Below are 25,050 nucleotides of genomic sequence, written 5' to 3' on the forward strand. Positions count from 1 at the left end.
ATGCGTGAACCGGGCCTGTTAAAACCGGCGGTGCTGTGGCTGCTGCTGTTGGCGCCGCTGTTTTTCAGCACCTACGGCTTTGCCACGTGGGTCACCAGCCAGCGCAGCGACGTGGGTACGATGGTGTTCGGCTGGGAAACCCATATCCCGTTCTGGGCCTGGACCATCGTGCCCTACTGGTCCATCGACCTGCTTTACGGCCTCTCCCTGCTGCTGCCAAGCACCCGCCATGAACTGAAACAACACGCCCTGCGCCTGCTGACGGCCCAGGTGATTGCTGTCACCTGCTTCCTTATCTGGCCGTTGCGCTTCACCTTCGGACGGCCGGAGCTGGATGGCGTATTCGGCTGGCTGTTTGCGGTACTCGCCGGGTTCGACAAGCCGTTCAACCAAGCACCGTCGCTGCACATCGCCCTGCTGGTGGTGCTGTGGATAATGTACCAGCGGCATAGTCAGGGCCTGTGGCGCTGGCTGGTGCATGGCTGGTTCGCGTTGATCGGCCTTTCGGTGCTGACCACTTATCAACATCACTTTATCGACTTACCCACAGGCGCCCTCGCGGGCTGGCTGTGCGTATGGCTGTGGCCGCTGGAGCATCCGAGCCCGCTGCTGAATGCCCATCTGACCCGGGACCGGCAGCGTTGGCGGCTGGGATTGCGCTATGGCTTCGGATCGTTGGTGTGTTTGATCCTGGCGTTCAGCCTCGGCGGCGGTTGGTTATGGCTGCTTTGGCCGGCGGTTTCCCTTGGATTGATGAAGGCGAATTACCTGGTGCTGGGCGTTTCGGGCTTTCAGAAGCGTGCGGACGGACGACTCACTCCGGCGGCGCGCTGGTTGTTCGCGCCCTATCTGGCAGCCGCCTGGATCAATTCCCGCCTGTGGACACGTAAACATCCACAGCCCGATCAGGTTGTGGATAACGTTTGGCTGGGGCGAATTCCTGCAGGCACTGAGATGGATTCATTCAAGGCCGTCGTCGATCTATGCGCCGAATTGCCGATTAATCCACAGGGCCGCGCCTATTACAGCCTGCCTGTACTCGATCTCACGGCACCCACTGCGGCGCAATGCCTGGAAGCCGCCCAGGCCATTGAACGGCTACGTTCAGCCGGGCCGCTGCTGGTGTGCTGCGCCCTCGGTTACTCGCGCAGCGCCACCGCCGTGGCCGCATGGCTGCTCCATACCGGGCGCGCAGCCAATGTCGACGAGGCGGTGGCTATTATTCGTACAGCACGCCCACGTGTGGTCCTGCATCCTGCTCACCGTGAAGCCCTGGAGGGTTTACCCCATGCCCGCTGATATGGAATTACAGGTCGTCGCCAGCCTGCTGCGCCGGGGCCGCGCCCTGGATCAGTTATCCACAGGCCTGACCTTGCTCGGCGTACTGTTTGGCCTGGCGCAACTGCTGATGGCCAGCATCACGCCGATCTGCCTGATCCTCAGCCTGTGGATGATTGTGCTCGGGCTGCTGGAAAAATACTGGGCGCTGCGGGTGGCCTTCGACGCCGACCTGTTCGCCCTGCTGGCCCGCGACATCGAGCGCACGCCCGACTTCGACGAGGCCATGCAAGCCCTCGGCCTGCAATCCGCCAAGCGCGCCGGCCGGCCCTGGACCGAACGCCGTCGCGGCGCCCTGAAACTGTTGCGCAAGCAAGCCTACCTGCTGGCGGCGCAAGTGCTGCTGACCGTGGCCGTCATCCTGGCCAGCCCCTGGCTGCCCTTCGCCGGATAAGGAATCCTCATGTTCGAACCCGTGGTCGCCACCCTGATTACCTCCATGGCCCGCACCGTCACCGGCGCCCGCAGCCTGTGGCTTGGCTGTGCGCCCGTGCCGGTGCAACGCATCTATTACGCCAACCACAGCAGCCACGGCGACTTCGTACTGTTGTGGGCATCGTTGCCACAGAACCTGCGTAAATTCACCCGTCCGGTGGCCGGCAGCGATTACTGGAACAAAAGCGCCCTGCGCCGCTACATCATCAACCGGGTGTTCAACGGCGTGCTGATTGATCGTGAGCGCAAGGACCCTGTGGATAACCCACTGGCACCGATGCTCCAGGCTCTGGAAAACGGCGACTCGCTGATCATCTTCCCTGAGGGCACGCGCAATCTGGAAGACGGCCTGTTGCCCTTCAAAAGCGGCCTGTATCACCTGGCAAAGAGTTATCCACAAGCCGAATTGATCCCGGTGTGGATCGCCAACCTCAACCGGGTCATGCCCAAGGGCCGCGTGCTGCCGCTGCCATTGCTGTGCACCACCAGCTTCGGCGCACCGCTGCAACTGGAGGACGGCGAAGACAAGGCTCTGTTCCTTGCCCGCACCCGCGACGCCTTGCTTGCCCTCGCCCCGGAGCATTCCTGAGATGGATAGCCAAACCCTGATGTTGTTCGGCGGGATCGGCGCGATCCTGGTGCTCGCCTCACTGATCGGCCTGATCCTCAAACTGCGTACCCGTGGCTCGCCGAACGCGGTAATCGACAACCTTAACGCGCGCATCAACGCCTGGTGGGTGATGGTGGTGGTGATCGGCATCGCCTTCTGGCTCGGCACCGGCGCGGTGATCCTGCTGTTCTACGCCGTGTCGTTTTATGCGCTGCGGGAATTCCTCACCCTCACGCCGACCCGGCGCAGCGATTACCCCGCGCTGGTAGCAGCGTTCTACCTGGCCCTGCCGCTGCAATACCTGCTGATCTACTTCGACTGGTACGGGCTGTTCTCGATCTTTATCCCGGTGTACGTGTTCCTGCTGCTGCCGATCCTTGCTTCATTGGGCGGTGACAGCACGCACTTCCTGGAACGGGCGTCGAAAGTGCAATGGGGGCTGATGATCGCGGTGTTCTGCGTGTCCTTCGTCCCGGCGCTGCTGACCCTGGACATCGTCGGCTATGAAGGCCGCAACCTGCTGCTGATCGCCTACCTGGTGATCGTGGTGCAGCTGTCGGACGTACTGCAGTACGTGTGCGGCAAGCTGTTCGGCAAACACAAGATCGCCCCCAACCTGTCGCCGTCGAAGACCGTGGAAGGGTTTGTCGGCGGGATTCTGTTGTCATCGCTGATCGGTGCGGCGCTGTGGTGGACCACACCGTTCAATCCCTGGCAGTCGTTCCTGATTGCGCTATTGATCAACCTGCTGGGTTTTGCCGGCGGGATCGTGATGTCCGCGATCAAGCGCGACCGGGGCGTGAAGGATTGGGGACACATGATCGAAGGGCACGGCGGGATGCTGGACCGGCTGGACTCCGTGTGTTTTGCGGCGCCGATCTTCTTCCATCTCGTGCGCTATTGGTGGACCTGAAAACACCCACCTCCAACACGACTAAATTCCAATGTGGGAGCTGGCTTGCCTGCGATAGCGGTTTAACAGTCAACATTACTGTTGAAGGTTAGTCAGTCATCGCCGGCAAGCCAGCTCCCACACTTTTTTGCGGTGTTTTCAAGGTTGCGACAAAGTCTGAAAATGCTCCGCTCGAGCGTCCCTTCCCTTTCCTTCGCAGGACATTTTCGAGAGAATCCCAGCCGCTTGTGCCCCGTCTTTTCGGCGTCTAGTCTGCGTCCGTCACTGTCAATTCAGTGACCGGGTTTAGCAGCTCGAACGTTCAACATTGGGCGCACAATTGGAGTTATTCCATGACCAAAGTAACGCCCTGCCACCTATTCCCTTTCTTCACAACGCATCCAGAACTCAGCTTCGAAGACGCCTTGGCCTATGCATCGGACCTGCTTCACTGCGCTCAGGAGTTGAGCGAAACTTCGCCCGCAGTCATGCACCTGGTGGAAATGGCCAAGGTGATGGTGGATGCCTGCATCCCCAATAGCCCGAGCACACACAACCCCTGTGGCGAGGGAGCTTGCTCCCGCTGGAGTGCGCAGCGCTCCCAAGATTTTGGGGCCGCTACGCAGCCCAGCGGGAGCAAGCTCCCTCACCACAACAAGCGTCCTCATCACAATAAGAAATCGTCAGCCGGGAAGATGCCCCAACGGCAACGCTCCCGGCGTCTTCACTGTCTGAATCGCAAAGTTGCTGCGGATATCACTCACCCCCGGCAACTTCAACAAACTCCCGGTCAGGAACCGCTCATACCCGCGTAAATCCGGCACCACCACTTGCAGCAGGAAATCCGATTCCCCCGACACCAGAAACGCCGAAATCACCTGGGGCAGCGCCGTCACCGCCAACCGAAACGCCTCCGCCTGTTCGTCGTTATGCCGCTCCACTTTTACCCCGACAAACACCGTCAGCCCCAACCCGACTTCATCCCGGTCAAGACTCGCCTGGTAACCACGGATCACGCCCGCTTCTTCCAACAGTCGCACCCGGCGCAAACAAGGTGAGGCCGACAGGCCGATCTCATCCGCCAGTTGCACATTGCTCAGGCGGCCATCCCGTTGCAGGGCTTCAAGAATCTTGCGGTCAAACGCATCCAGTTTCAGATTTGGCATAAGTGAAGTGTTTCGCCCGGCAGAAGTGGCAGATTGTGCCAAGACTAGACGCTTTTCCAGCTGACTACGCAAGCACCTGCCCCGGCCTTCGCCCCTAAAATTGCCCCACGAATCACCTATCGCAAGGGGCAGGCACATGGCAGAACTCTGGTTGTTTTTACTCGCGCTGGCGGTGGTGTACCTGTTGCCCGGCCCGGACATGATCCTGCTGCTGCAAACCGGCGCCCGCCAGGGCAAGGCAATGGCGCTGGCAACCGCAGCCGGTTTGGGGCTGGCCAGGGCCTGCCACGTCGCGCTGGCAGGGATGGGCCTGGCGACCCTGTTCAAGGTCGCGCCCTGGACCTTCGATGTGGTGCGCCTGGGCGGGGCAGCGTACCTGCTGTGGATCGGCATCCAGTGCCTGCGCGCCAACCTGCTGCCCAACCTGAACGCCGAGGACGGTACCGCACCGGCCCACGCCTGGCGCGGAGCCTTCCAGCGCGGCCTGCTGACCAATCTGCTCAACCCCAAGGCGCTGCTGTTCTGCTCCGTACTGCTGCCGCAATTCATCGATCCACACGGCGCATCGGTGACGGCACAGTTCGCCCTGTTGGGCGCGATTCTGGTGGCGGTCGGCCTGGCTTTCGACGGTTGCTATGGATTGGCCGGTGCCAGAATCGGCCGCTGGCTGGAGCGTAGCCCGTCCGCCCAGCGCCTTCAGCAATGGCTGTTTGGCAGCCTTTTGATCGGTTTTGCGATACGCCTCACCTTCGTACAGCAAGCCTGAGCTTTGCGGCGCATTTGCCGTCATCTTTTGTATCAAAGAGACGTGTAAGATACGCGACACATTGCCAGGGATGCTCACCATGTTTGATTCGTTAAAAGCGACCAGCCGCCGTTTTTTCGGGGCCTTGATCTCAGTGGTGAGTGTTCTGTTCAGCGCCGTGCGATGGCTGGCCCGTAGCCTGTTTGGCCAGTGGCAACCGCCGCGCTGGCTGCAAGCCACAGGCAACGGCCTGGTCAATCTCGGCCACAAGGCCCGGGCTTATCCGCGCCAGGCGGCCGGCGGAGTCCTGGCCCTGGTGTTGCTGGTGGCCGCTGGCGTGTATGGCTGGCACTGGTATTCCCACCTGCCGCAGCCCCACACCGTGGGCTATTCGCTGCACAAGCCCAACCTGACGGATTACACCCAGCCGCAGCCGGTTGTGGATAACTTGCAGGTTCGCTTCGCCGAATCCGTGGCACCGCTGGCGGCCATCGGCAAGCCGGTCACCGAAGGCATCACCCTCAAGCCTGCCATCGCCGGCGCCTGGCGCTGGGCGGATGACCGCAGCCTGGTGTTTACCCCGGAAAAAGACTGGCCCGTCGACGCCCACTACACCATCGACCTGGCCAAGAAGAACCTGTTGGCCGATGGCGTACTGCTAAGCCAATACACCAGCCAATTCTCCACCCAGCCGTTCCGCGCCACCTTGGCGCAGAACGAGCTGTACCAGGACCCGAGCAACCCGACGCAGAAACAGCTGGTCGCGACCTTCCACTTTTCCCACCCGGTAGACGAAGACAGCGTACGCAAGCGCGCCTCGGTCACCCTGGGTAAAGGTTTGGCCTACCGCGACGCGCAACTGCCCAACCGCCCGGAAGTCACCTTCGACGAACACAAGCTCAACGCCTTTGTGCGCTCGGCTGCCCTGGCCACGCCGCTGGAAAGCACCCCGGTCAGTGCCAAGCTCGATGAAGGCCTCAAGGCCCGTGACGGCGGCAACGCCAGCGCTGCACCGTTGGTGGCCGAAGTCACCGTGCCCGGCCGCTATCGCCTGACCTTTACCGGCGCCGAAGTCAGCTTTGTCGACAACGAGCGCGGCGAGCCCGAGCCGGTGCTGATGTTCAGCAGTTCCAGCGCCGTGGCCGACGAGACCATCGCCAACAAGGTGCAGGCCTGGATGCTGCCGGAAAAAGCCGAGGACGATACCCGGCCCTGGAACCTGCAAGACATCGACGACAAGCTGCTGGCCAGCAGCACCAAGGTCAAGCTGACCCACGTGCCGAGCGTCGAACCGCTGAATACCCTGCACGCCTTCAAATTCAAGGCCCCGCCTGGCCGCGCCCTGTATGTGCGGGTACCGGCCAACCTGGAAGCCATCGGCGGCTACCTGGCGAAAAATCCGACAGCCTCCCTGGTGAGCATGCCGGCCTATCCGCGCACGTTGCAGTTCCTGTCCGACGGCGCCCTGCTCAGCCTCACCGGCGAAAAACGCCTGGGCTTCATGGCCCGTGGCGTGCCCGGCGCCCATGTGGAAATCGCCCGTCTGCTGCCCAACCAGTTGCAACACCTGGTGGACCAGAGCAGCGGCAGCTTTGCCCGACCGAATTTTGCCAATGACTACTTCGACCGGATGGTGGAGCGTCAGAGCCTGGACATTCCGCTGTCGGCTGGCGACCCGTCCAAAACCGTCTACGACAACGTCGACCTGAGCAACTACCTGACAGCCAACGGCGGCCGCCGGGGCATTTTCGTGCTCAAGCTCAGCCCGCAGGACGACCCGGCTGATCGCACCTTCGAGTACGAACGCAACACCACCAGCGACCTGCGTTTCATCGTGGTCACCGACCTGGGCATCATCGCCAAGCGCTCCAGCGATGGCAGCCACGACGTTTATGTGCAGTCCATCGGCAACGGCTCGCCGGTGTCCGACGCCCAGGTCGATATCATCGGCCGCAACGGTTTGCCGGTCGCCAGCGGCCGCACCGACGCCGAAGGCCATGCGCACTTTGCCAAGCTGGATGAACTGCGCCGCGAGAAAACCCCGCTGATGTATGTGGTCAGTCGTGGCAACGACCAATCCTTCCTGCCGATTGCCCGTCAGTCCCAACAGCTGGATTTGTCGCGCTTTGATGTAGGCGGCCTGGAAGAAGACGGTGCGATCAATCGCCTCAGCGCTTATCTGTTTACCGACCGTGGCCTGTACCGGCCCGGCGAGACCGCGCACCTGGGCATGATCGTGCGCAGCGGCGACTGGAAAGGCGCGCTGCAAGGCCTGCCGGTGGAGCTGCAAATCACCGACCCACGTGGCCTGGAGGTGATTCGCCAGCCATTGAAGCTCTCCGCCAGCGGCTTTGAAACTTTTGATTTCCCAAGCAGCGAAGTGGCGCCTTCCGGCGATTACACCGCGACCCTGCAACTGATCGGCGAGAAGCAGCGGCGCACTGACCTGGGCAGCGTCAGCTTCAAGGTCCGCGACTTTGAACCGGACCGCATGAAGGTCAGCCTGAGCCTGCACGACACGCCGGTGCCGGGCTGGATCCCGCCGGACCAGGTGGTGGCCAAGGTCACTGCGATGCACTTGTTCGGCGCTCCGGCGGCGGGCCGTCGCGTCACCGCAAAAATGTCCCTGAGCCCGACGCTCGCGGCCTTTGATCGCTACCCGGATTACCGTTTCCGCCTGAATGACTCGCTGGAAGAAGCCAGTTCCGAAGACCTGGCCGAAACCACCGTCGACGACAATGGCCAGGCCGTGCTGGACCTGAACCTGCAACGCTTCGCCAACAGCACCTACCGCCTGCAAGTGATGACCCAGGTGTACGAAGCCGAGGGCGGTCGCAACGTCGCCGCACAAAGCGCGTTGCTGGTCTCGGCGGCGCCGTACCTGGTGGGTGTGAAGAGCAAGGATTCGCTGTCGTTCGTCGCCAAGGACGCCCCGCGTGAAGTGCAATGGCTGGCCGTGGCGCCAGACCTCACGCCCGTCGCAGTCGACGGCCTGACCAGCGAAGTGGTCGAGCACCGCTACGTTTCGGTGCTGGTGAAGCAGTCCAACGGCACCTACAAATACGAGTCGCGCATCAAGAACATCAGCCAGCCGGCCTCGCCGCTGGTGATGACCAAGGACGGCGCCAAGCAAACCCTGAACACCGGCACCCCGGGTGATTTCACCCTGCAACTGAAAGACGCCAACGGCAACCTGCTGAACCAGATCGACTACAGCGTCGCCGGCCGGGGCAACACCTCACGCTCCCTGGAACGTAACGCCGAGCTGCAACTGCGCCTGGATAAACGCAGCTACGCCACCGGTGATGAGATCGCCATCAGCATTCGCGCGCCGTACACCGGCGCCGGGTTGATCACCATCGAACGGGACAAGGTCTACACCCAGCAGTGGTTCAAGGCCGACAGCACCAACAGCGTGCAACACATTCGCGTTCCTGCCGGGCTTGAGGGCAATGCCTACGTCAACGTGCAGTTCGTGCGGGACATCGGTTCGTCCGAGGTCTACATGAGCCCGCTGTCCTACGGCGTGGTGCCGTTCAGCATCAACCTGGACGCGCGGCGCATGGCACTGAAAGTCGAAGGCCCGGCGAAGATCGAACCGGGGCAGACCCTGGACATCAAGGTCAACGCCGACCGCCCGGGCCGCGCAGTGGTCTATGCGGTGGACGAAGGCATCCTGCAGGTGGCGCGTTACCAGACACCGGACCCGCTGGGCTTCTTCTTCCAGAAACGTGCGCTGGAGGTCGGTACCAGTCAGATCCTTGACCTGATCCTGCCGGAATTCAGCCGCCTGCTCAGTGGGGCAGCGCCCGGTGGCGATACCGAAGGCGCCCTGGCCAACCATCTCAACCCGTTCAAGCGTAAACATCAGCCGCCTGTGGCCTGGTGGTCTGGCCTGGTGGACTTGCCGGCCGGTGAAACCGTACTGCATTACCAGGTTCCGGACAGCTTCAACGGCAAGCTGCACCTGTTTGCAGTGGCGGTGGACAGCGACAGCGTGGGTGTCAGCGAGGCCAACACCGAAGTGCGCGGGCCGCTGGTGATCACCCCGAACGTGCCGGCTTTTGTCGCACCAGGGGATGTGTTCAGTGTCAGCGCCGGGGTGTTCAGCAACCTGGAAGCGGCAGCCGACGTGAAGTTTGAAGTGCAGACCAGCGATGGCCTGCAGGTACAGGGCGACAAGGCCAGCACCCTGGCGCTGCAACCGCGCAAGGAAGGCGTCGCCGAGTTCAAGATCAAGGTAGGTGAAACCCTTGGCTCGGCGGACTTGCGCTTCGTCGCGGTGCTGCCGGATGGCAAGCGGATCCAGGTGGCGGAAACCACGTCGATCCGGCCATTGAGCGAGCATCGGGTGGCGCTGAGCCTGGGCCGTTTCGACAGCGCCAGCAAAGAGCTGAAACCGACCCGCGAGTTGTTCGGCCAGTTGCGCGATGTGCAATTGGGCGTCGCCGCTTCGCCGCTGGTCTGGGCCAACGGCCTCAAGCATTACCTGGATGACTACGGCTACGCCTGCACCGAGCAATTGGTGTCCAAGGCCATGCCGGCGTTGATCTGGGGCGGTAATGCACCCGAGGCCGAGCAGGCCTTCAGCGGCGCGGTGCGCATGCTGCGTCAGCGGCAGAACCAGGCCGGTGGCTTCGGTTTGTGGGCGGCCAACCCGGACGTGGCGCCGTACGCCAGCCTGTACGCCACCGACTTCCTGATCGAAGCCCGGGAACGCGGGCTGCCGGTGCCGGAAGACTTGCTGCAACGTTCCAACGCCTACCTCACTGACCTGGCCAACGGCCCGAGCGAAGGCCTGTCGGAATTGCGTAACCGCGCCTACGCCAGTTACCTGTTGAGCCGTCAGGGGATTCTGGTGAGCGGCGCCTTAAGCGATATCCGCGAGCGCTACGAAAGCTACTTCAAGGACACCTGGCAGAACGACATTGGCGCCGCGTACCTGGCCGCCAGCTACAAGTTGCTCAAGCAGGATCGTCAGGCCGATGCGCTGTTCCGCAAGGTGCCATGGCTCTCGCTCTCGGATAAGTGGGACAGCGACGGCCTGTATTACGACCCGCTGGTGCACGACGCCGAGCACCTGCATTTGCTGGCCCGTCACTTCCCCGAGTTGCTCGACGACGTGCCGGCCAGCCTGCTGGATAAACTTGGCAAGCGCCTCAACGAGCAGCGCTACAACTCGCTGTCGGCGGCACTGTTGCTGCGGGCCCTGGACAACTATGGCCAGCGCGCCCAAAGCGACATGACTCTCAAGGCCACCGCGTGGCTCGGCGACAAGCAGCAACAGTTGTTGCAGATGGCCGGCCAGCCGCCACGTGCAGCGGTGCCTGCCGGCACGCAAAAACTGCAGATGGAAAAATCCGACGGCCCGGCGGCGTTCTACATGCTGAGCGAAGCGGGTTATGACAAGGGCGCCAACCTCAAGCCGATCAACAACGGCCTGGAAATCATCCACGAATACCTCGACCTCAAAGGCAATCCAGTCAGCAAGGTCGCCGTAGGTGATGAATTCCTGGTGCGCCTGCGCCTGCGGGCCACCGACCGTGATCAGGTGCAGCAAGTGGCCGTGGTCGACTTGCTGCCGGGTGGCGTCGAGCCTGTGTATAACTTGCCGCCGGAACCGGAAGCGGCCAGCAGCGAGGAAAGCGAAGGTGACGATTCGGAGTACGTTGAAACCAGCGAAGACACCGAGGAAGCCGACGCCTGGCAAGCGCCGATCGGCGAGACCGACCTGAGCAACTGGCAGCCGGACTATGTTGATGTGCGTGATGACCGAGTGGTGTTGTACGGCACCGCGCTGCGGGATGTAGGCACCTTCGTGTACCGCGTACGCGCCACCAACGCAGGCACCTTCAATACGCCACCGGCCTACGCCGAGGGCATGTACGAAACCACCCTGCAAGGACGCGGCAAAGTAGGCCAGCTTGAAATTACCAAGCCTTAAACGCCTGACGCCGCTGCTGGCAGCGGCGTTGATTCTGGCGGGGCTGCGGTTGTGGCCCCACGCACCGCTGGAACAGGCGGCCACCTCCTCACGGGTGGTGCTGGCCGACGACGGTTCGCTGCTGCGCATGACCCTGGCGGCTGACGGGCAATATCGCCTGTGGCTACCACTGGAGCGGATTTCTCCGTCACTGGTTGAAGCGCTGCTGCTCAAGGAAGACCGCAATTTCTACTGGCACCCGGGGGTCAATCCCCCGGCCTTGCTGCGGGCGGCCATGGCCACCTACAGCGGTGGCCAGCGTCAGGGCGGTTCAACCCTGAGCATGCAGTTGGCCAGGCGCCTGTGGGATCTCAACACTCGTCAGGTACCCGGCAAGCTGGAGCAGATGGCCCTGGCGTTGTGGCTGGAGGCACGTTACAGCAAGCACGACATCCTGGAGGCCTACCTCAACCTGGCGCCCATGGGCGGCAATATCGAAGGCGCCGAGGCGGCCAGCCGGATTTACTTTGGCAAGTCCGCAGCGCAATTGTCGTTGTCTGAAGCGCTGGCGCTGGCCGTCATTCCCCAGCAACCCGGTCGCCGCGCGCGCTTCGGGCCATCGCTGCAAACCGCCCGGCAACGGCTGATGGCCGACTGGCGGGAAACTTATCCACAGGACCCGCGTAATGACAGTTTGCTGGACCTGCCCCTGGAAGCCCGTAACCGCCAGCAGATCCCGTTTCTGGCGCCGCACTTGAGCGAACAGTTGCTGGCGTCGCAAACCGGCAACGAGTTGAACAGCACCCTCAACCTGCCGCTGCAACAATTGCTGGAACGCCTGATCACCGGTTTCATTGCCGAGCGCCGCAGCAGCGGTGTGGAAAACGCCACGGCGATTCTGGTCGACAGTCGCGACCAGAGCGTAAAAGCCCTGGTGGGTTCGGCGGACTACTTATCCACAGGCATCCACGGCCAGGTCAACGGCGTGTTGTCGCGGCGCTCGCCGGGCTCCACCCTCAAGCCATTCCTGTATGGCCTGGCGCTGGACCAAGGGGTGATTCACCCCATGAGCATCCTCAAGGACATGCCGAGTAACTTCGGCTACTTCCAGCCGGAAAATTTCGACGGCAGTTTTGTCGGCCCGGTGACAGCCCGCGATGCGTTGATCCGCAGCCGCAATATCCCGGCGGTCTGGCTGGCCAGTCAGGTCCGCTCACCGTCACTCTATGGATTGCTGCAACGCGCAGGCATTAAGGGCCTGCGTGGCGAAAGCCATTACGGCCTGGCGCTGGCCCTGGGCGGCGGCGAGATGACCCCCGAGGAACTGGCGCGGCTGTATGTGATGTTGGCGGGTGACGGGCATTTGCGGCCCCTGCGTTACTTGCAGGAGCAACCGCAAACCACCGGCGCCCAGCTACTCACCCCGCAGGCCACGTTTATGGTGCGCGATATGCTGCGGCGCAACCCGCGCCCGGACGGGCTGCCGGGACGCCACTGGCGCACGGCCTGGAAGACCGGCACCTCATGGGGTTTTCACGATGCGTGGAGCGCCGGCCTCGTAGGCCCGTATGTGCTGGTGGTGTGGGTAGGTAACTTCGACGGTCGTCCGAATCCTGAGTTTATCGGCGCGAAAACCGCCGCGCCGCTGTTCTTCCGTATCGCCGACGCCTTGCCCCTGGCCTTGCCCAACGTGGTGATCAAACCCGACAAGCCGCCCGCCGGGCTGATCCGCATCGACGTCTGCGCCGCCTCCGGCGAGTTGCCCAACCGCTGGTGTCCGCGCACCCGCAAGACCTGGTACATCCCGGGCGTGTCACCGATTCGCGTGTCCAACCTGCACCGCCCGGTGCTGATCGACACCCGCACCGGCAAGGCCGCGTGCCCGCCGTTCGATCCGCAGTACACCCGTGAAGAAGTCTTCGAATTCTGGCCCAGCGATGTGCAGCGGCTGTTCCGCGCCGCCGGGCTACCACGGCGCACGCCGCCCAATGTGCAGAAAAGCTGCCAACCCAATCGAATCGGCGACCAGAGCGAAGCGCCGCAGATTCGCTCGCCGCTGACCCAGGTCAGCTATCACCTGCGCCTGTCGCAACCCCAGGAAAGCATCCCGCTGAACGCCAACGCGGCCAGTGATGCGCTGACGCTGTATTGGTTTGCCGACCAGACCTTGATCGGCCAGGGCCCGCCGCAAACCACGCTGAACTGGCGGCCGGGTAAATCGGGGGAGTACCGGCTGCGGGTCACTGATGATCAGGGGCGCAGCGCCAGCCGGGGACTGAAGGTGGAGTTTGTGCCCTGATCAGGTGTACTCGCCCTTTAATTAAAACGCCGGTGCAGATCAGGAAAGATCATTTGCGCAAACCAGACAGGGAGCCCGGGAAATATCGAGCGCGACTTGGCTGACGGCGCTTCGACAACCCCCATATCAATCAGTTTTTTAAGCTGGTCGCTCGCCACTCGGTCGTGGAGGCCAGAAAAGGTTTTGAAATCCGCACGGGCAACCTCACCCTGAGTCAGCAGGATGTGGATGGCCTTGGCCATTTCCTGTTTTACACCGGATTCGATAAATCGAGGCTCCAGACCAATCACCCTCTCGAGTCGCTTGCGCAAGCTCACAAGGTCCATTGTCTGTTCTATATATTCCATCTGGTCGATGCAGACCTGCAGCATGAACTCTACAAATCCGAACAAGCCGCTTTGAGTCAACTGACCACGACCGTCGAGATCTCCCCGACGAGGCTGATCCGCAGCCCGTAACTGGCGATAGTATTCGTCCTGCTTTCGTGCAAGCCCCCGGGAAAGGGACCACAGTGGGGAAGCAAGCCCAAGCCGCATCAACTGCAGATGCGTGATCATGCGCACGACTCGGCCATTACCATCTTCAAATGGGTGAACAAACGCCAGGCGGTGGTGGTAAGCAAGTGAGCTGAGAATTCGCGAAGTCAGGTCAGGCTGCCGACCGTATACCTGTTGAAGGCGTGTCAGCATCGGCGTTACAGATTCCCAGGCTGGCGCGGCATGATCACCCACCAGAACATTACGTTGTGCCGCATCACGCAGTTGTCCCGGCACAAGCAAGCGCCCGTCGCTTAACCACAAATCCTCATCGCTCGCACCGGTGAACAGACGGCGGTGGACCACTGATACGAGCCCTGGTGCAAAAAACATCTCCCAGGGAGCGTCAATCGACTTTGGTCGTCTTACCGCTCGTTCCAGCAACTCCTGCACACCAATATGACTTTCGGCAAGCTCGCGCAACTCTTTCGGATCACGTCTTGGTACGCGAGCAGACAAGGTAACAGGCTCGGTGTACTGACCTTCGATCAGATTGCTGTAATAGCTATTGGTGATCCGCATAAGGCCACCGATACGACTGGCGGTATCTCCCGGAAGTAAACCGGTGAGTTTTCCTGCACGAAACGACAGGGTCTCTGCGGTACGCAAAATTGACGCAGGGAAACCAGGGGATGGCCAAACAGGTTCCAACCAGTGATTTCCTGAGATAAATTCCTGCGTCATATTTCTTCACCATTTTCCGATTTATTTTCGGATTTGTTTTTCCACTGATGACCAATAATAGCTGGATGGAAGTCCTACTTTATACAACTATTTTCTAAGCATTTTTCCGATTATTTTTCTTATCTTTTTTCTCATTTTATTTTTAGATTTTCGGAATGCTGAAACTGAGCACCTATTGATGACGGCCAGTAAATCCTTGGTTTTTCAAGGAGCCTTTCCCTGCAAAACGTCATCCCCCTGAAAAAGCAAAACCCCCGAATATCGGGGGTTGGTGCAGAACAAAATATTTTGACACCGATAGTTCAGCAAATACTGGGACAAACGGCTCAACAGGGAGGCCCCAGCTCGGCGGAAATTTTGACACCTCCCAGCCTATCCCACCAAACCGACCCTGATTTTCAACAATATATTTTGACAATAGTGGCAAGGGACTAACTCTTACTACAAAAGCATGGCCTATACCTTACTGCTACCATTCGGGCGCTATCAGGCTGAGGCGGCTGCTCAAAGGAAGAATTGTTGCCCGGAGAGCTGCGACCAACTGTTGTTAAGTAGTGGCCGTAGGGGCTGGAGCTGCCGTAGCCCTTTGAGGGGTTTAAGCTGCTTAAGGCCTTTTAGAGGCTTCAACTGACGCATAGGCCTCATTGGGCCGCCATTAGCATTGCTGGAAAAAAATACTACTTGACCGTGATTGTCGCGTATCAATCCATTAGCAATACGGCCTAGATGCTGTCCCACGTATGAATACAGGGCGTCACCATGAAAATACCCAACTGGTCGCCCATCAAAACTAAAAAGATGGACATTGTCATCGGTATAGATGGTCGGAGTGCCGTTTCGATCGTAAAAATCCTGGCTCATGGGAGTGATCCATTCTAAAGGGAATACAGGGCATCAATTGATGCCCTGAGTCGAGTGGACGGCCTATTAAGCCGCTTTTGGGCGAAGAACAATGCGGAACGGCTGGCCGTTCGCACGTCGTATCACCTTTCCAGACTTAGTGCGGATGGTCATACGGTAAATGACCTCCCCTTCCTCGTCCGGCTTTTCGAACATCTCTTGCTGGGACATAGTCGTCTCTCACAGAGATAGGCTCGAACACAAACTCGCTCCCTTGCGAACGGTACCCATTGAGGCTACCATCACAACGCTTTTCCTGAAGCGCGAGAGACATCTGGAGCCTGTTCAGACGTCTTTTCCCAAAAGCCGATCAAGTTCGTACCTTGGTCGGCTTTTCTATTTCCTGGTCTCAAACTTCCACTACAAATCTCCATTAGAGATTTGCTAGCATGCTCATAAAGAGCATGAGGCCAATCCATAATTTAATACTATCATCATCATTTTGATCACGTCAACCCATCATGTGTTATCCTCGACACATGAATGATTGGTTGCACCCGTTGACGACCGAACGGAGAAAACATGATTGACCTCAGCGATTACAGCAAGGCACAGCAGGAGCGCTTAGCCTTCATAGACTTCCGCCTCTATTTTTTGGGAGTCGTATCGCGCTCGGATCTAATGGAACGCTTTGGAGTGGCTTCAGCAGCAGCCACACGCGACTTTGCGCTCTACCGTGAACTCGCCCCGGAAAACACTGAGCTTGATCCGGTTAGTAAGCACTATGTTATTCGTGAGCAGTTCGTGCCTCAGGTAATACATGCTTCCGAACGCGTATTAGTGACTCTGTCGCAAGGATTCGGGGATGGCGTAGATTCAGGGGAAGGCTCACTGATTCGACACGAATCAGTGTCGTTGCTGAGTCGCCCTAAGATCGAAATCCTCGCGCCTATCACGCGTGCAATTCGCCTTGGGCAAGTGGTAAGAATCGAGTACACGTCGAAATCGGGGCCTTCAACGCGAGAGATTGTTCCGTTTGCTATCGGTTGTGATGGGCTCCGTTGGCATGCTCGCGCATTTGATCGCAAGAGCGGAAAATTTGCAGATTTCGTATTCACTAGGATGAGCAGCGCTGAGGTTGTTATTGGGGAAAAGCCTCTAGCTGCAGAGAGTTGGTCGAATGATGATCAGTGGAATCGAATGCTGGACCTCCCTATAGTCCCCCATCCTGACAAAGATTCAGCCGAGCTAGTTATTCGCGATTTCGGGATGGAAGATGGAGTCATGCGGCTTCGTGTGCGTGCAGCGATGGCGGGCTATGTCCTGCAGCAATACCACGTTGATTGCTCACCTGATCACAGCATCAAGGGTCTAGCTTATCGGTTATGGTTAAGCGACCCGCTGGCTCTCTATGGTGTCGAGAGCGCAATCTTTGCACCTGGATATACGAAGCCTTCAAATAGCAGTGCGTCTCCATTGCGTGGAACCCAGAGTACCTAGAGATAGTCTTGTAAGTGCCGCTGTTCGTTGGAGTTTTGACTCGCAAACCTCGTCAAATTCCACGCAAAAAAAACCGCGCCTAGCGCGGTTTTTTTATCAGTAACCTGAGAACTCAATCTCTTGTGCGCTTGGCTTTCTGACAAGCTGAAGTACCATAAACTCGTCATGGCTGGCGTCCTTTGCTTGGCGCGTTGGCCGGGTTTGCTGAGTATTAAGCACAGCGCATATCTCGCGTAATTGAGGCATAGGTTTCCGCTGGACGGGGGCTGAGGAGCTCCCAATCTGACTCCATCATTCTCACTTACGAGCCAGAGTCCCGTCTGTGCCAATTAACGATTTATTCCAATCGCCTACTCCCCACTTAACCACCCCTGTACGCGGATGCGTACCATCGGTGTAAACTTGAGAACAAAGCCTACCCGAGTCGGGAGCGATTTCTTCTCTAGGGCCAACTAGTAGCCCTGCCGGCGAAGGTAGGGGGTTGCCGAGTTTATGTGCAAGCGAGGTGCTGCTCGCGACGACATATCTGGCCGGAGAAATTGCACTAAGTGCTTCTAAAAAAAGTTTCCAGGTGCATCAGCAGATCAAATATCAACATTGGCAGGTTGTGGCGTCGCAACAGTTTATCGGGTGAAAAAAGAACTTAGAAATAAGGTGTAAAAGGTATGGAATCTAAAAGCTTGAAAGTATTAGCAAAGCGATCTAAAGCATAATTTCAATTGCGCGATATAACAGATAACAGTCGAATACTATTTTTATAGCTCAAGCGAAACTACACAAATGCACTGATAATCTGCTCATCAACAAGTCCGAGAAAATCTTGATGGCATTTACTCAGGTAAGCTTTCTTCACCTTCGCATAATTGTTTTCAGGTTCGATTTGGAGAAGATAATTAATTCGGCCTATTAAACGCTCATAAATTAATGGATCAAAATCTGGCAGCCGCGCTAGACTACCAATATTTTTCTCCAACTCATAAATCTGAGCCCTGAGCTTTCTCTTAAATGATTTCGGAGCCCTAACTTGGCCAGAAGATATTGAGACGCCCGTTACAATCGTTTTCCTACCAGCCAACTTTAACTGCGTTTTTTTATGATTTAGATGAAAATCATACTCCAATAAAATCTCACCTACCAATGACGCCAAATCCCTAGGTATAAACTCCCCTGAAAATGCCAGATCGTCTGCATAACGAGAATATTTTAAACCAAAAAAATTTGCCAGTCCGGTAAGTCTGACATCTATCGGGCTGAACACTAAATTACTAAGTGCGGGACTTGTACATGCGCCCTGTGGAAGGCCATTATCCAAGATACAAATAAGAGAAGTATAAAAACACACATCAGCTTTAGCCCCATTTCTCTGAAGAGCTTCGAAGACCATTTGCCTAGAAATACTAGGAAAAAAGTTCTTTATATCAAGCTTCAATAACTCACTACCATTAACATGAATACGAGCATGATCAATCGCGCTCTTACCCTTCACATATGCATAGGCAGAGGCAGAGGAATTAGCCTCAAAAGGAAAAAACAAATTATTCAGAATATTGCTCTGTATAATCGCTAAGGAAGGGTATGGAGAACTTATTGTCCTAGTTCCACCACTTTTTTTTGGAATTTTGAATTCTCTATAGAAGTTCGATGGGCTTGCTATAATACGTGACAATACAGAAAGCTCCTCCTCGGTGGAAATACCAAGGAGCATATGTACGTGCAAATCTATCTGCATAGAAAACCTAAGTAGTGTTGAAGGCCGACCCTACCAGCTTGCTCTTTTCACTTAAATTCATTCACGTAGTGAATGGATTTAACTCTATCGAGGAGCGAGCGAAGCGAGTGGAGCGATAGAGTTGAATTCATTCGTGGCTAAAATCAGCCTGAATGATAAAGGCGGATACACCTTCGATTACTAGAGCCGACCCCAACGCGGGCATTATACATAACGATGTGCTCCGGTCAAGGTTTTAGGAGTGTACTCATCCAACACACTAGGCCGTTGAGTTTTACGGAGCCTGTTTAGCAACGCGATCTTAGCATTAGATAGATCTGGTGAAAGTCTAACGCTTCGACCCTCCCTAACAATTAAATCATTACGGATCATAAAATCCATGACTTCTATAATTAGCAGAGGGGAGACGCCATACTGAAAGTGAAAATCATAAATTTCGTGCCACTTCCGATCAGAAATAAATTCAATAAACTCTTTAAGCGCTGTTCTTTTTGAGCTCATTGATCAGCCCGCTCGACTCAAGAGGGTTTTAAAGCTATCCCCACTTTTCAACTTTGCCCACCAAAACACAGGGAAGACATTGTTAGGGCAATTATCATTTGCTACGCAGTACAGCGCTTCACTTTGGGAAAACCCTAAGCTGAAGTCTTTTAATTTTTTATTTTTATAGTTTTCGTGCAGTTTCTGCTCCAGTCCAAGCATAAGTAGCTTATATTCATCAGCCACTTTAGCCTCATACTTGTCTGAAATAGCTCGATCTAGAGATATTGCTGTAAATACTTCGAGTCCGGTTTCATCCGCAATCCGATCGCATCCAAACCGCATACCTGCTACAGACATATAATAAAGAGTAAAATCTTCAACTCCAATTGCCGAAAGGTTTTTGGCCAGCCATTTTGCCTTTGCGATTAGCTTTCCACCGCTACCAATGAAGTCATCAAAAAGCACGACGAGGTCACCGTTCTGTATATGCTTCACTCCACTAGGAATGCTAGGTAACATCCGAAGGTGCCAATCATCACAAGGATCTAACTTATTCTTAAGCTTTTGCATGGCTGCTACAGAGCCATCAATTTCCTTATCGTTACAGGCTGCAACTATCCACGTGGTTTCTGGACTCAACCCCCAAGCTGTGATTTTAGCACTGAGATCTCTGTATGCCTTTCGCTCTTTTTCCGAGTCCAGGATCACAAATTCTTTTATCAGCTCTTTCAAAAATACTTGTTCGCTTCGATGATCACAGATATTCCACAGATCTGTAAATTCATCTAAATACGCTCTGACCCAAGTCTGAGCCTCAACTATTTCAAACATGTCATATAATACATCCGCTGAGACTTTTGTTGCGACCAAGCTCAAAGAAAGCTCCTTGCAAAATAAATATTTGCCTGAGGATGAAGCGCTAAAATCACACTAAAAAAATCTACTACCGCCTTTCACGTCAAGCATAATTCAAAGATAATTTGATATCAACAACAATGAACCACCTTTGAAAGTTTTATACTGGTGTCGTGAGCGGTTAGTTTATTTTCTAACGTATAACGATATACCGTGCCCCCCTCGCCTCGAGATGGTTCCAGGCATGCCTCGTCCAATTGCTCCCTTTGCACTGCAGCCCGCCGACGTTCTTACGCTTCAAGGTTGGCTGCGCATGAGTACGCTGGAGCAGAGCCTTGCTCAGCGGGCGCGGATACTGCTTTTGCTCAATGAAGGGGTGACGCCCATTGCCATCTGTGGGCAGTTACTGATCACGACACCGACCGTGTTCAAGTGGCGAAAGCGTTATCTGGAGTCGGGCATCGATGGCCTGAACCACCTGCCGCGTAGCGGTCAGCCTTTGAAGCTGGGTGCTGAGAAAGTCAAAGAAATCCTGACCCTGACAACGCACCGGGTTCCCAAGGAAGCAACGCACTGGAGCGTCCGGTTGATGGCCAAGTACGCTCGCGTTACCACCTGGCAAGTCCGGCAGATATGGGCTGCGTCGGATCTCAAGCCGCACCGACTGAAAACATTCAAGGTCAGCAACGATCCGCACTTCGCTGAGAAGGTCATCGATGTGGTCGGGCTGTACCTGAGCCCTCCGGACAACGCCATGGTGCTGTCGCTTGACGAGAAAACTCAGATCCAGGCGCTGGATCGTAATCAGCCAATGCTGCAACTTCGGCCTGGGCAGATCGAGCGGCGAACCCATGATTACAAGCGCCATGGCACGGCGAGCTTGTACTCCGCGTTCGACATCATGACCGGTGAAGTAATGGGCCGGATTACCCAGCGGCACCGGGCCAAGGAGTTCCTGGATTTCCTCCGGCAGATTGATAAGAACACGCCTGCCGAGTTGGACCTCCATGTGATCCTGGATAACAGTTCGACCCACAAAACCCCAGCGATCAAGGCCTGGCTGGAAAAACATCCGCGCTTCAAGCTGCACTTCACGCCGACCAGTGCGTCCTGGCTAAAAGCGGTGGAAGGCTGGTTTTCACAGCTGGAGAGACGCGCACTGTATCGAGGTGTCTTCACCAGTGTTACTGATCTGAAAGTCGCGATCCGCCAGTTCATTACTGCTCATAACGAGCATTCAGCCAAGCCGTTCAAGTGGACAAAGACCGCAGCGGCCATCATCAGCTCGATACATATGGCAAAGCTCACATGGATCGATTCTTTTGCTAACACGGCAGGATCCTCAAGCGCCTTCCGACGCACCGGGCGAGAGAGATAGAGCATCTTCTTCCGCATAAGTGGCAGTTGGTTTAATCACGCAAGACATTATGCCTGGCGCATACCCCCATCCTATAGCCGACGCCAATTTCTTTACCTCGGCTCTACTGAATGAGGCACGCTTTGCCAGCTCTATAAAGACCTCCATATCGGATGCATACCTGTTGATAAGGAGGTTTCGCATTACAAAGGAAGTAAGTGACTCATCAGATCGTATTTGCAAGAGCATCGGAAACGCCGGTGCATTGGTGCCAATTTAGGAACCGGGCGGGAGAAGCCTGTCGCGACATCAATGGAGCCAGCGAGCGCTCCCCTGTGCTGCGACAGTTTTAATTATCTAGCGACAGTTTAGATTCTTTAAATCAAGTTGGTGCCAAACAAAATATTCTGACACTAGCGGTTCAGCAAATTCTGGGCGAAACCAACCAACAGAATACGTCGGCTGACGTGAGTATTTTGACACCGAAGAAGCAATCTCACCAAGCCGGTACTAATTTTCGACATATGTTTTGACACCGCCCTCTATGTACATCGAGTGTACTGAGAGGTCGCAACGAAAGCCCTCAGCGATCTGCAAAAGCACTGTTCAAGCAAGCGTGTACAAAAAATGTAGAAAGCCAAAGACGCTAGGGCACCAACGAAACCAGTAATTCACGCTTCTGAGCCACGGAGTTCGTAAATAATTTCTTGTGCGATCGCAATGCTGCGCTCCGCTCTATGTCGATGTTGCAGACTCAGTTGGGGTAACGCGCATTGATACTCTTGAATCGCTCGATCTAGATACTGAGTATCTGCTTCGCGCTCCCCAAGGAAAAGAAATGCATTGCCTAGTGAAAGCTTAGTCCTTCCCCAAGCTGCTCTCCCGCGATCGAGGGTTCTAACTAGTAAGGCATCTTGATATGCTCTAATAGCTGCCTGAAGGCTCACAGAACCATCTTCGTGTTCAGCGAGGCTTAGAAAGGCGTTACCAAGATTGTGCTTTATCAAGGCCCAATCCCAAGGTGCTAGCTCGTGCGAGAGCTTATCTAATGCTTTTTCATAAGTTTGCTTGGCCTTCAATATCTTTTCAGGGCTATTCTCACGCTCACCGATTTCGAGGAGAACGTTACCCAAAGAGCTCATGGTGCTTGCCCAGCGGTTCAACCCGCGCAGCGGTGTCCGCTCCTGCAGCGCGAGCTCGAAGGCCTTGTTCGCTTGAGTCAACATCGCGATATCGCCTTCCAGCTCTCCGATTTTCCAGCATGCTACGCCTAAATTATGCTGTGTTGTGGCCCACTCCAAAGGTGCTGAATTACGCGCACGTCCCGATAATGAAGCTTGAAAGGCGTCAATCGCTTCCCTTATCAAATCTGTATTTCCTACACGCTCACCTAAAGTCAGGAGCGCAGCGCCCAAATCGCTCTGCGATGTAGCCCAAAGAAATGGCGTGACCTCAAGCGTGCGCTTTTGCAATGCGGCTCGGTGAGCGTTGACTGCCGCTCGAAGGAGTTCGTCGTTCCCCTCTCGTTCACCGGTTATCCGTAAAACAGTACCCAAATTATTCTTTGCCATTGCCCACACAAGAGAAGAGCCTTCAAGCGCTGGCTCCTCAAGTGCGACTCTGAGAGATTGGGCCGCTTCGTGAAGCTGACCAGGATTAGCTTCACGCTCACCAATAGCCAACAGCACAGCGCCTAGATTGGCACGCACCTCAGCAATCTCTAGAGGAAGATTCTCCTGTACAAAAACTGACAGCACTGCTTGATAAATCCTTACCGCCTCAACAAATCTATCGCTGCTATTTTCACGACGCCCCAAGATCTGCAATACGTTGGCCAAACCGTTCTGGGCCATAGCCCAATCAATGGGCATAGCGGTTTGGAAGCTGTCGTCTAACGCCTCTCGAAAAACTTCCTCCGCTCGCAGAAGTAAATCTTTGGATGGTGCTCGCTCGCCAAGTCGCGCAAAGGACTTACCCAGCCAACTCAGGGCCTCACCACTTTCGCGACTGTCACCCGCTTGCTCGACTCTCTTACGCGCCAGAGCTACCGCCACATCCAGGAGGAAGTTAACGTCATGCATCTCACCTTCCTGAAAGTAGTGCACAAATCGTAATCGGTATTCTTCGCTCATGACGGGGCAATCTGGGTGCTCAATTCCCAGTAATTTTTCCTCAGCGTCTGCAACTCGCTCGGGGGCGTGGGCTACAGCTCCATGCTTAATCGATAGCTCGAGTAGCTGCTTTCGTTGACGCTTTGCAATCTCACGCTCACACTCCTCGCGCCGGTCAAGTTCTGCAAGGGCTTGATCAATAGTTCGCGATCCTTGATCAATCTGGCCTGTTTCAATTGATCGGATTACGCTGGCATGGGCATCATCTAGAAATCGATCTTTATAAAGGTCGGTACCACCCTTACTAATTATGTCTAGAGCAGCACACACGGCGTATTCAATTTCTTGTACTGCACGTGGAAAATCTATTAGCTCGTCAGGAAGCAGAAGCTGTGCCTGATCAATAATAATTTGATGTGCTCTCGGATCCTGATTGCCTCCAAGTTTTTTGTAAACCTCTGCCAAGAGCAACTCAAGCCGAGCCACCTTTGTATCAACTTGTTTTACCGCCCCCGTATTCTGATCGATTTTTGCGTTTAAGCCGTTCAGTTCGAGAATCAGTTTTTCGAAACCTGACGCCAAAGCTGTATCGACACGACCTAGCCACTCCCCAAGTCCACTCCCATCTGGCGTGACATCTAAAGACTCAAGCAGTTGATCAAACTGCCTCTCCTGCCCCTCCAACAACTTCAAACACTGCTGGCCCAGCTCAATGCCAAGGTTACTAAACGCAAGCTCAAAAGCGCTTCCCGCTTGTGGGTAACGTTTGGGATCCTGAATCAACTCCGTGAAGACGATAAGAACCATATCTCCAAAGCTATACATAGACCCGCCGCCAGGAGCAATCAAACCTCGCTCAGCTATGTGCTGATACGGGCCTGGTATGTCGCTTAACTCGCAACCCAGTATGTCTGCAGTGATCTTTTGAAATGCTTTGGATATCGCTAAGCCGGTATCCACTTGCTCACCTGTCAAAGTAGCAGGGGTTTTACTAATAACCTTTTGCAAATGCTGATCGATCGGTGAATCAGAAAGAGGAATAGTTCGATCGAAGGCGGCGTAACGGAGTGCTTTCAGCCGCTTACGCAGTACAGGTGAGAAATTTTCGACGTCTAAAGCTTTGGACATCCAATCGGGTGATGCACAAGCATCCTTTGCTGATTTATCAACCTTTAGGGCAGCCTCAATCCATGCCAAACGCAGCGCACGTTTCAGGTCGTCATTGGCTCCCAGCGTGGCAAAGATATTAAAATCGTTAAACCTCGCCTTCACATTTTTTTTAAACTTTTCAGGCAGAAGCCCGGCAATCTTAGGCAGGTTCCCTAGCATTACTCGAAGTAACTGTTGACCAAATTCCATGCTTCCCCTCCATTGTCAGCTCATTAACATATCGGCCAAACGTGACGCATGCAAAGCCGATTCAGACACGCGCCCCCAAAATGGCCACCAATTGCGGGAAGGGCTACTCCGAATCTCTCCTATATTGACTACTTCGGGGGTCGGCATGGCTCGACTGCTGGAAAGGAAATTTTCTCTGTTAGCTCGTT

General features: G+C 56.1%; 15 protein-coding genes. 9 read left to right on the forward strand and 6 right to left on the reverse strand.

Going from position 1 to position 25,050, the window contains the following annotated elements; translation table 11 throughout:
• Genes V3W39_RS09870 through V3W39_RS09885 form a run of 4 tightly spaced genes read left to right on the forward strand, consistent with a single transcriptional unit; the run spans position 1 to position 3,296 of the window.
• The gene (locus V3W39_RS09870) at positions 1-1,299 is read left to right on the forward strand and encodes a phosphatase PAP2/dual specificity phosphatase family protein (protein ID WP_330212557.1); all 1,299 of its coding nucleotides are present in this window, start codon (positions 1-3) and stop codon (positions 1,297-1,299) included.
• On the forward strand, positions 1,289-1,732 hold the full coding sequence (locus V3W39_RS09875; RefSeq protein WP_330212558.1) for a hypothetical protein: 444 nt from the start codon (positions 1,289-1,291) through the stop codon (positions 1,730-1,732). Before V3W39_RS09870 ends, V3W39_RS09875 begins: the two co-directional genes overlap by 11 nt.
• Positions 1,733-1,741: 9 nt before the next feature.
• Positions 1,742-2,362, forward strand: coding sequence for a lysophospholipid acyltransferase family protein (locus V3W39_RS09880; RefSeq protein WP_177043625.1), 621 nt, complete (start codon positions 1,742-1,744; stop codon positions 2,360-2,362).
• A gap of 1 nt (position 2,363) precedes the next feature.
• Positions 2,364-3,296 (forward strand): phosphatidate cytidylyltransferase, encoded by a 933-nt coding sequence (locus V3W39_RS09885; RefSeq protein ID WP_177043624.1) that lies wholly within the window; start codon positions 2,364-2,366, stop codon positions 3,294-3,296.
• Positions 3,297-3,958: 662 nt separating this feature from the next.
• On the opposite strand, the gene V3W39_RS09890 is transcribed toward V3W39_RS09885, so the two are convergent.
• Positions 3,959-4,432 (reverse strand): Lrp/AsnC family transcriptional regulator, encoded by a 474-nt coding sequence (locus tag V3W39_RS09890; RefSeq protein ID WP_026078018.1) that lies wholly within the window; start codon positions 4,430-4,432, stop codon positions 3,959-3,961.
• A 145-nt stretch (positions 4,433-4,577) separates the two neighbouring features.
• On the opposite strand from V3W39_RS09890, the gene V3W39_RS09895 reads away from it, so the two are divergent.
• The 3 genes from V3W39_RS09895 (at position 4,578) to pbpC (ending at position 13,408) form a co-directional block, all read left to right on the forward strand.
• Positions 4,578-5,207 carry a LysE family translocator gene (locus tag V3W39_RS09895; protein WP_259198937.1) on the forward strand — a complete coding sequence of 210 codons (630 nt, stop codon included), beginning with the start codon at positions 4,578-4,580 and terminating at the stop codon, positions 5,205-5,207.
• A gap of 79 nt (positions 5,208-5,286) precedes the next feature.
• Positions 5,287-11,130: an alpha-2-macroglobulin gene (locus V3W39_RS09900; RefSeq protein WP_330212559.1), complete on the forward strand. Its 5,844-nt coding sequence runs from the start codon at positions 5,287-5,289 to the stop codon at positions 11,128-11,130.
• Positions 11,111-13,408 (forward strand): penicillin-binding protein 1C, encoded by a 2,298-nt coding sequence (gene pbpC, locus V3W39_RS09905; RefSeq protein WP_177043620.1) that lies wholly within the window; start codon positions 11,111-11,113, stop codon positions 13,406-13,408. The genes V3W39_RS09900 and pbpC overlap by 20 nt, the downstream gene beginning before the upstream one ends.
• A gap of 17 nt (positions 13,409-13,425) precedes the next feature.
• Here pbpC and V3W39_RS09910 read toward each other — a convergent pair whose 3' ends face one another.
• Positions 13,426-14,628, reverse strand: a complete 1,203-nt coding sequence (locus tag V3W39_RS09910) for a Fic family protein (RefSeq protein ID WP_330212560.1) — start codon at positions 14,626-14,628, stop codon at positions 13,426-13,428.
• Between the two features lie 504 nt (positions 14,629-15,132).
• Positions 15,133-15,489, reverse strand: coding sequence for a 4-fold beta flower protein (locus tag V3W39_RS09915; RefSeq protein WP_320395757.1), 357 nt, complete (start codon positions 15,487-15,489; stop codon positions 15,133-15,135).
• Positions 15,490-16,050: 561 nt separating this feature from the next.
• On the opposite strand from V3W39_RS09915, the gene V3W39_RS09920 reads away from it, so the two are divergent.
• Positions 16,051-16,968, forward strand: coding sequence for a helix-turn-helix transcriptional regulator (locus V3W39_RS09920; protein WP_320395758.1), 918 nt, complete (start codon positions 16,051-16,053; stop codon positions 16,966-16,968).
• Positions 16,969-17,740: 772 nt separating this feature from the next.
• Here V3W39_RS09920 and V3W39_RS09925 read toward each other — a convergent pair.
• Both V3W39_RS09925 and V3W39_RS09930 read right to left on the reverse strand, forming a co-directional pair.
• The gene (locus tag V3W39_RS09925) at positions 17,741-18,634 is read right to left on the reverse strand and encodes a reverse transcriptase family protein (RefSeq protein ID WP_330212561.1); all 894 of its coding nucleotides are present in this window, start codon (positions 18,632-18,634) and stop codon (positions 17,741-17,743) included.
• A 567-nt stretch (positions 18,635-19,201) separates the two neighbouring features.
• Positions 19,202-20,056: a phosphoribosyltransferase-like protein gene (locus V3W39_RS09930; protein WP_320395760.1), complete on the reverse strand. Its 855-nt coding sequence runs from the start codon at positions 20,054-20,056 to the stop codon at positions 19,202-19,204.
• A 223-nt stretch (positions 20,057-20,279) separates the two neighbouring features.
• Here V3W39_RS09930 and V3W39_RS09935 point away from each other — a divergent pair, with 223 nt between their 5' ends.
• Positions 20,280-21,413, forward strand: a complete 1,134-nt coding sequence (locus V3W39_RS09935; RefSeq protein ID WP_330212562.1) for an IS630 family transposase — start codon at positions 20,280-20,282, stop codon at positions 21,411-21,413.
• Positions 21,414-22,063: 650 nt separating this feature from the next.
• On the opposite strand, the gene V3W39_RS09940 is transcribed toward V3W39_RS09935, so the two are convergent.
• Positions 22,064-24,862 carry a tetratricopeptide repeat protein gene (locus V3W39_RS09940; RefSeq protein WP_330212563.1) on the reverse strand — a complete coding sequence of 933 codons (2,799 nt, stop codon included), beginning with the start codon at positions 24,860-24,862 and terminating at the stop codon, positions 22,064-22,066.
• Positions 24,863-25,050 lie beyond the last annotated feature (188 nt).

Source organism: Pseudomonas sp. Z18(2022) (assembly GCF_036346535.1).
GTDB classification, from domain to species: Bacteria; Pseudomonadota; Gammaproteobacteria; order Pseudomonadales; family Pseudomonadaceae; genus Aquipseudomonas; species Aquipseudomonas yamanorum_A.

Excerpts from the sequence above, each read along its gene's own strand:
- V3W39_RS09870 (WP_330212557.1), top strand. The coding sequence starts at position 1 with ATGCGTGAACCGGGCCTGTTAAAACCGGCGGTGCTGTGGCTGCTGCTG.
- V3W39_RS09920 (WP_320395758.1), top strand. The coding sequence starts at position 16,051 with ATGATTGACCTCAGCGATTACAGCAAGGCACAGCAGGAGCGCTTAGCC.
- V3W39_RS09895 (WP_259198937.1), top strand. The coding sequence starts at position 4,578 with ATGGCAGAACTCTGGTTGTTTTTACTCGCGCTGGCGGTGGTGTACCTG.
- V3W39_RS09900 (WP_330212559.1), top strand. The coding sequence starts at position 5,287 with ATGTTTGATTCGTTAAAAGCGACCAGCCGCCGTTTTTTCGGGGCCTTG.
- V3W39_RS09880 (WP_177043625.1), top strand. The coding sequence starts at position 1,742 with ATGTTCGAACCCGTGGTCGCCACCCTGATTACCTCCATGGCCCGCACC.
- V3W39_RS09940 (WP_330212563.1), bottom strand. The coding sequence starts at position 24,862 with ATGGAATTTGGTCAACAGTTACTTCGAGTAATGCTAGGGAACCTGCCT.
- V3W39_RS09885 (WP_177043624.1), top strand. The coding sequence starts at position 2,364 with ATGGATAGCCAAACCCTGATGTTGTTCGGCGGGATCGGCGCGATCCTG.
- V3W39_RS09910 (WP_330212560.1), bottom strand. The coding sequence starts at position 14,628 with ATGACGCAGGAATTTATCTCAGGAAATCACTGGTTGGAACCTGTTTGG.
- V3W39_RS09915 (WP_320395757.1), bottom strand. The coding sequence starts at position 15,489 with ATGAGCCAGGATTTTTACGATCGAAACGGCACTCCGACCATCTATACC.
- V3W39_RS09935 (WP_330212562.1), top strand. The coding sequence starts at position 20,280 with ATGCCTCGTCCAATTGCTCCCTTTGCACTGCAGCCCGCCGACGTTCTT.
- V3W39_RS09875 (WP_330212558.1), top strand. The coding sequence starts at position 1,289 with ATGCCCGCTGATATGGAATTACAGGTCGTCGCCAGCCTGCTGCGCCGG.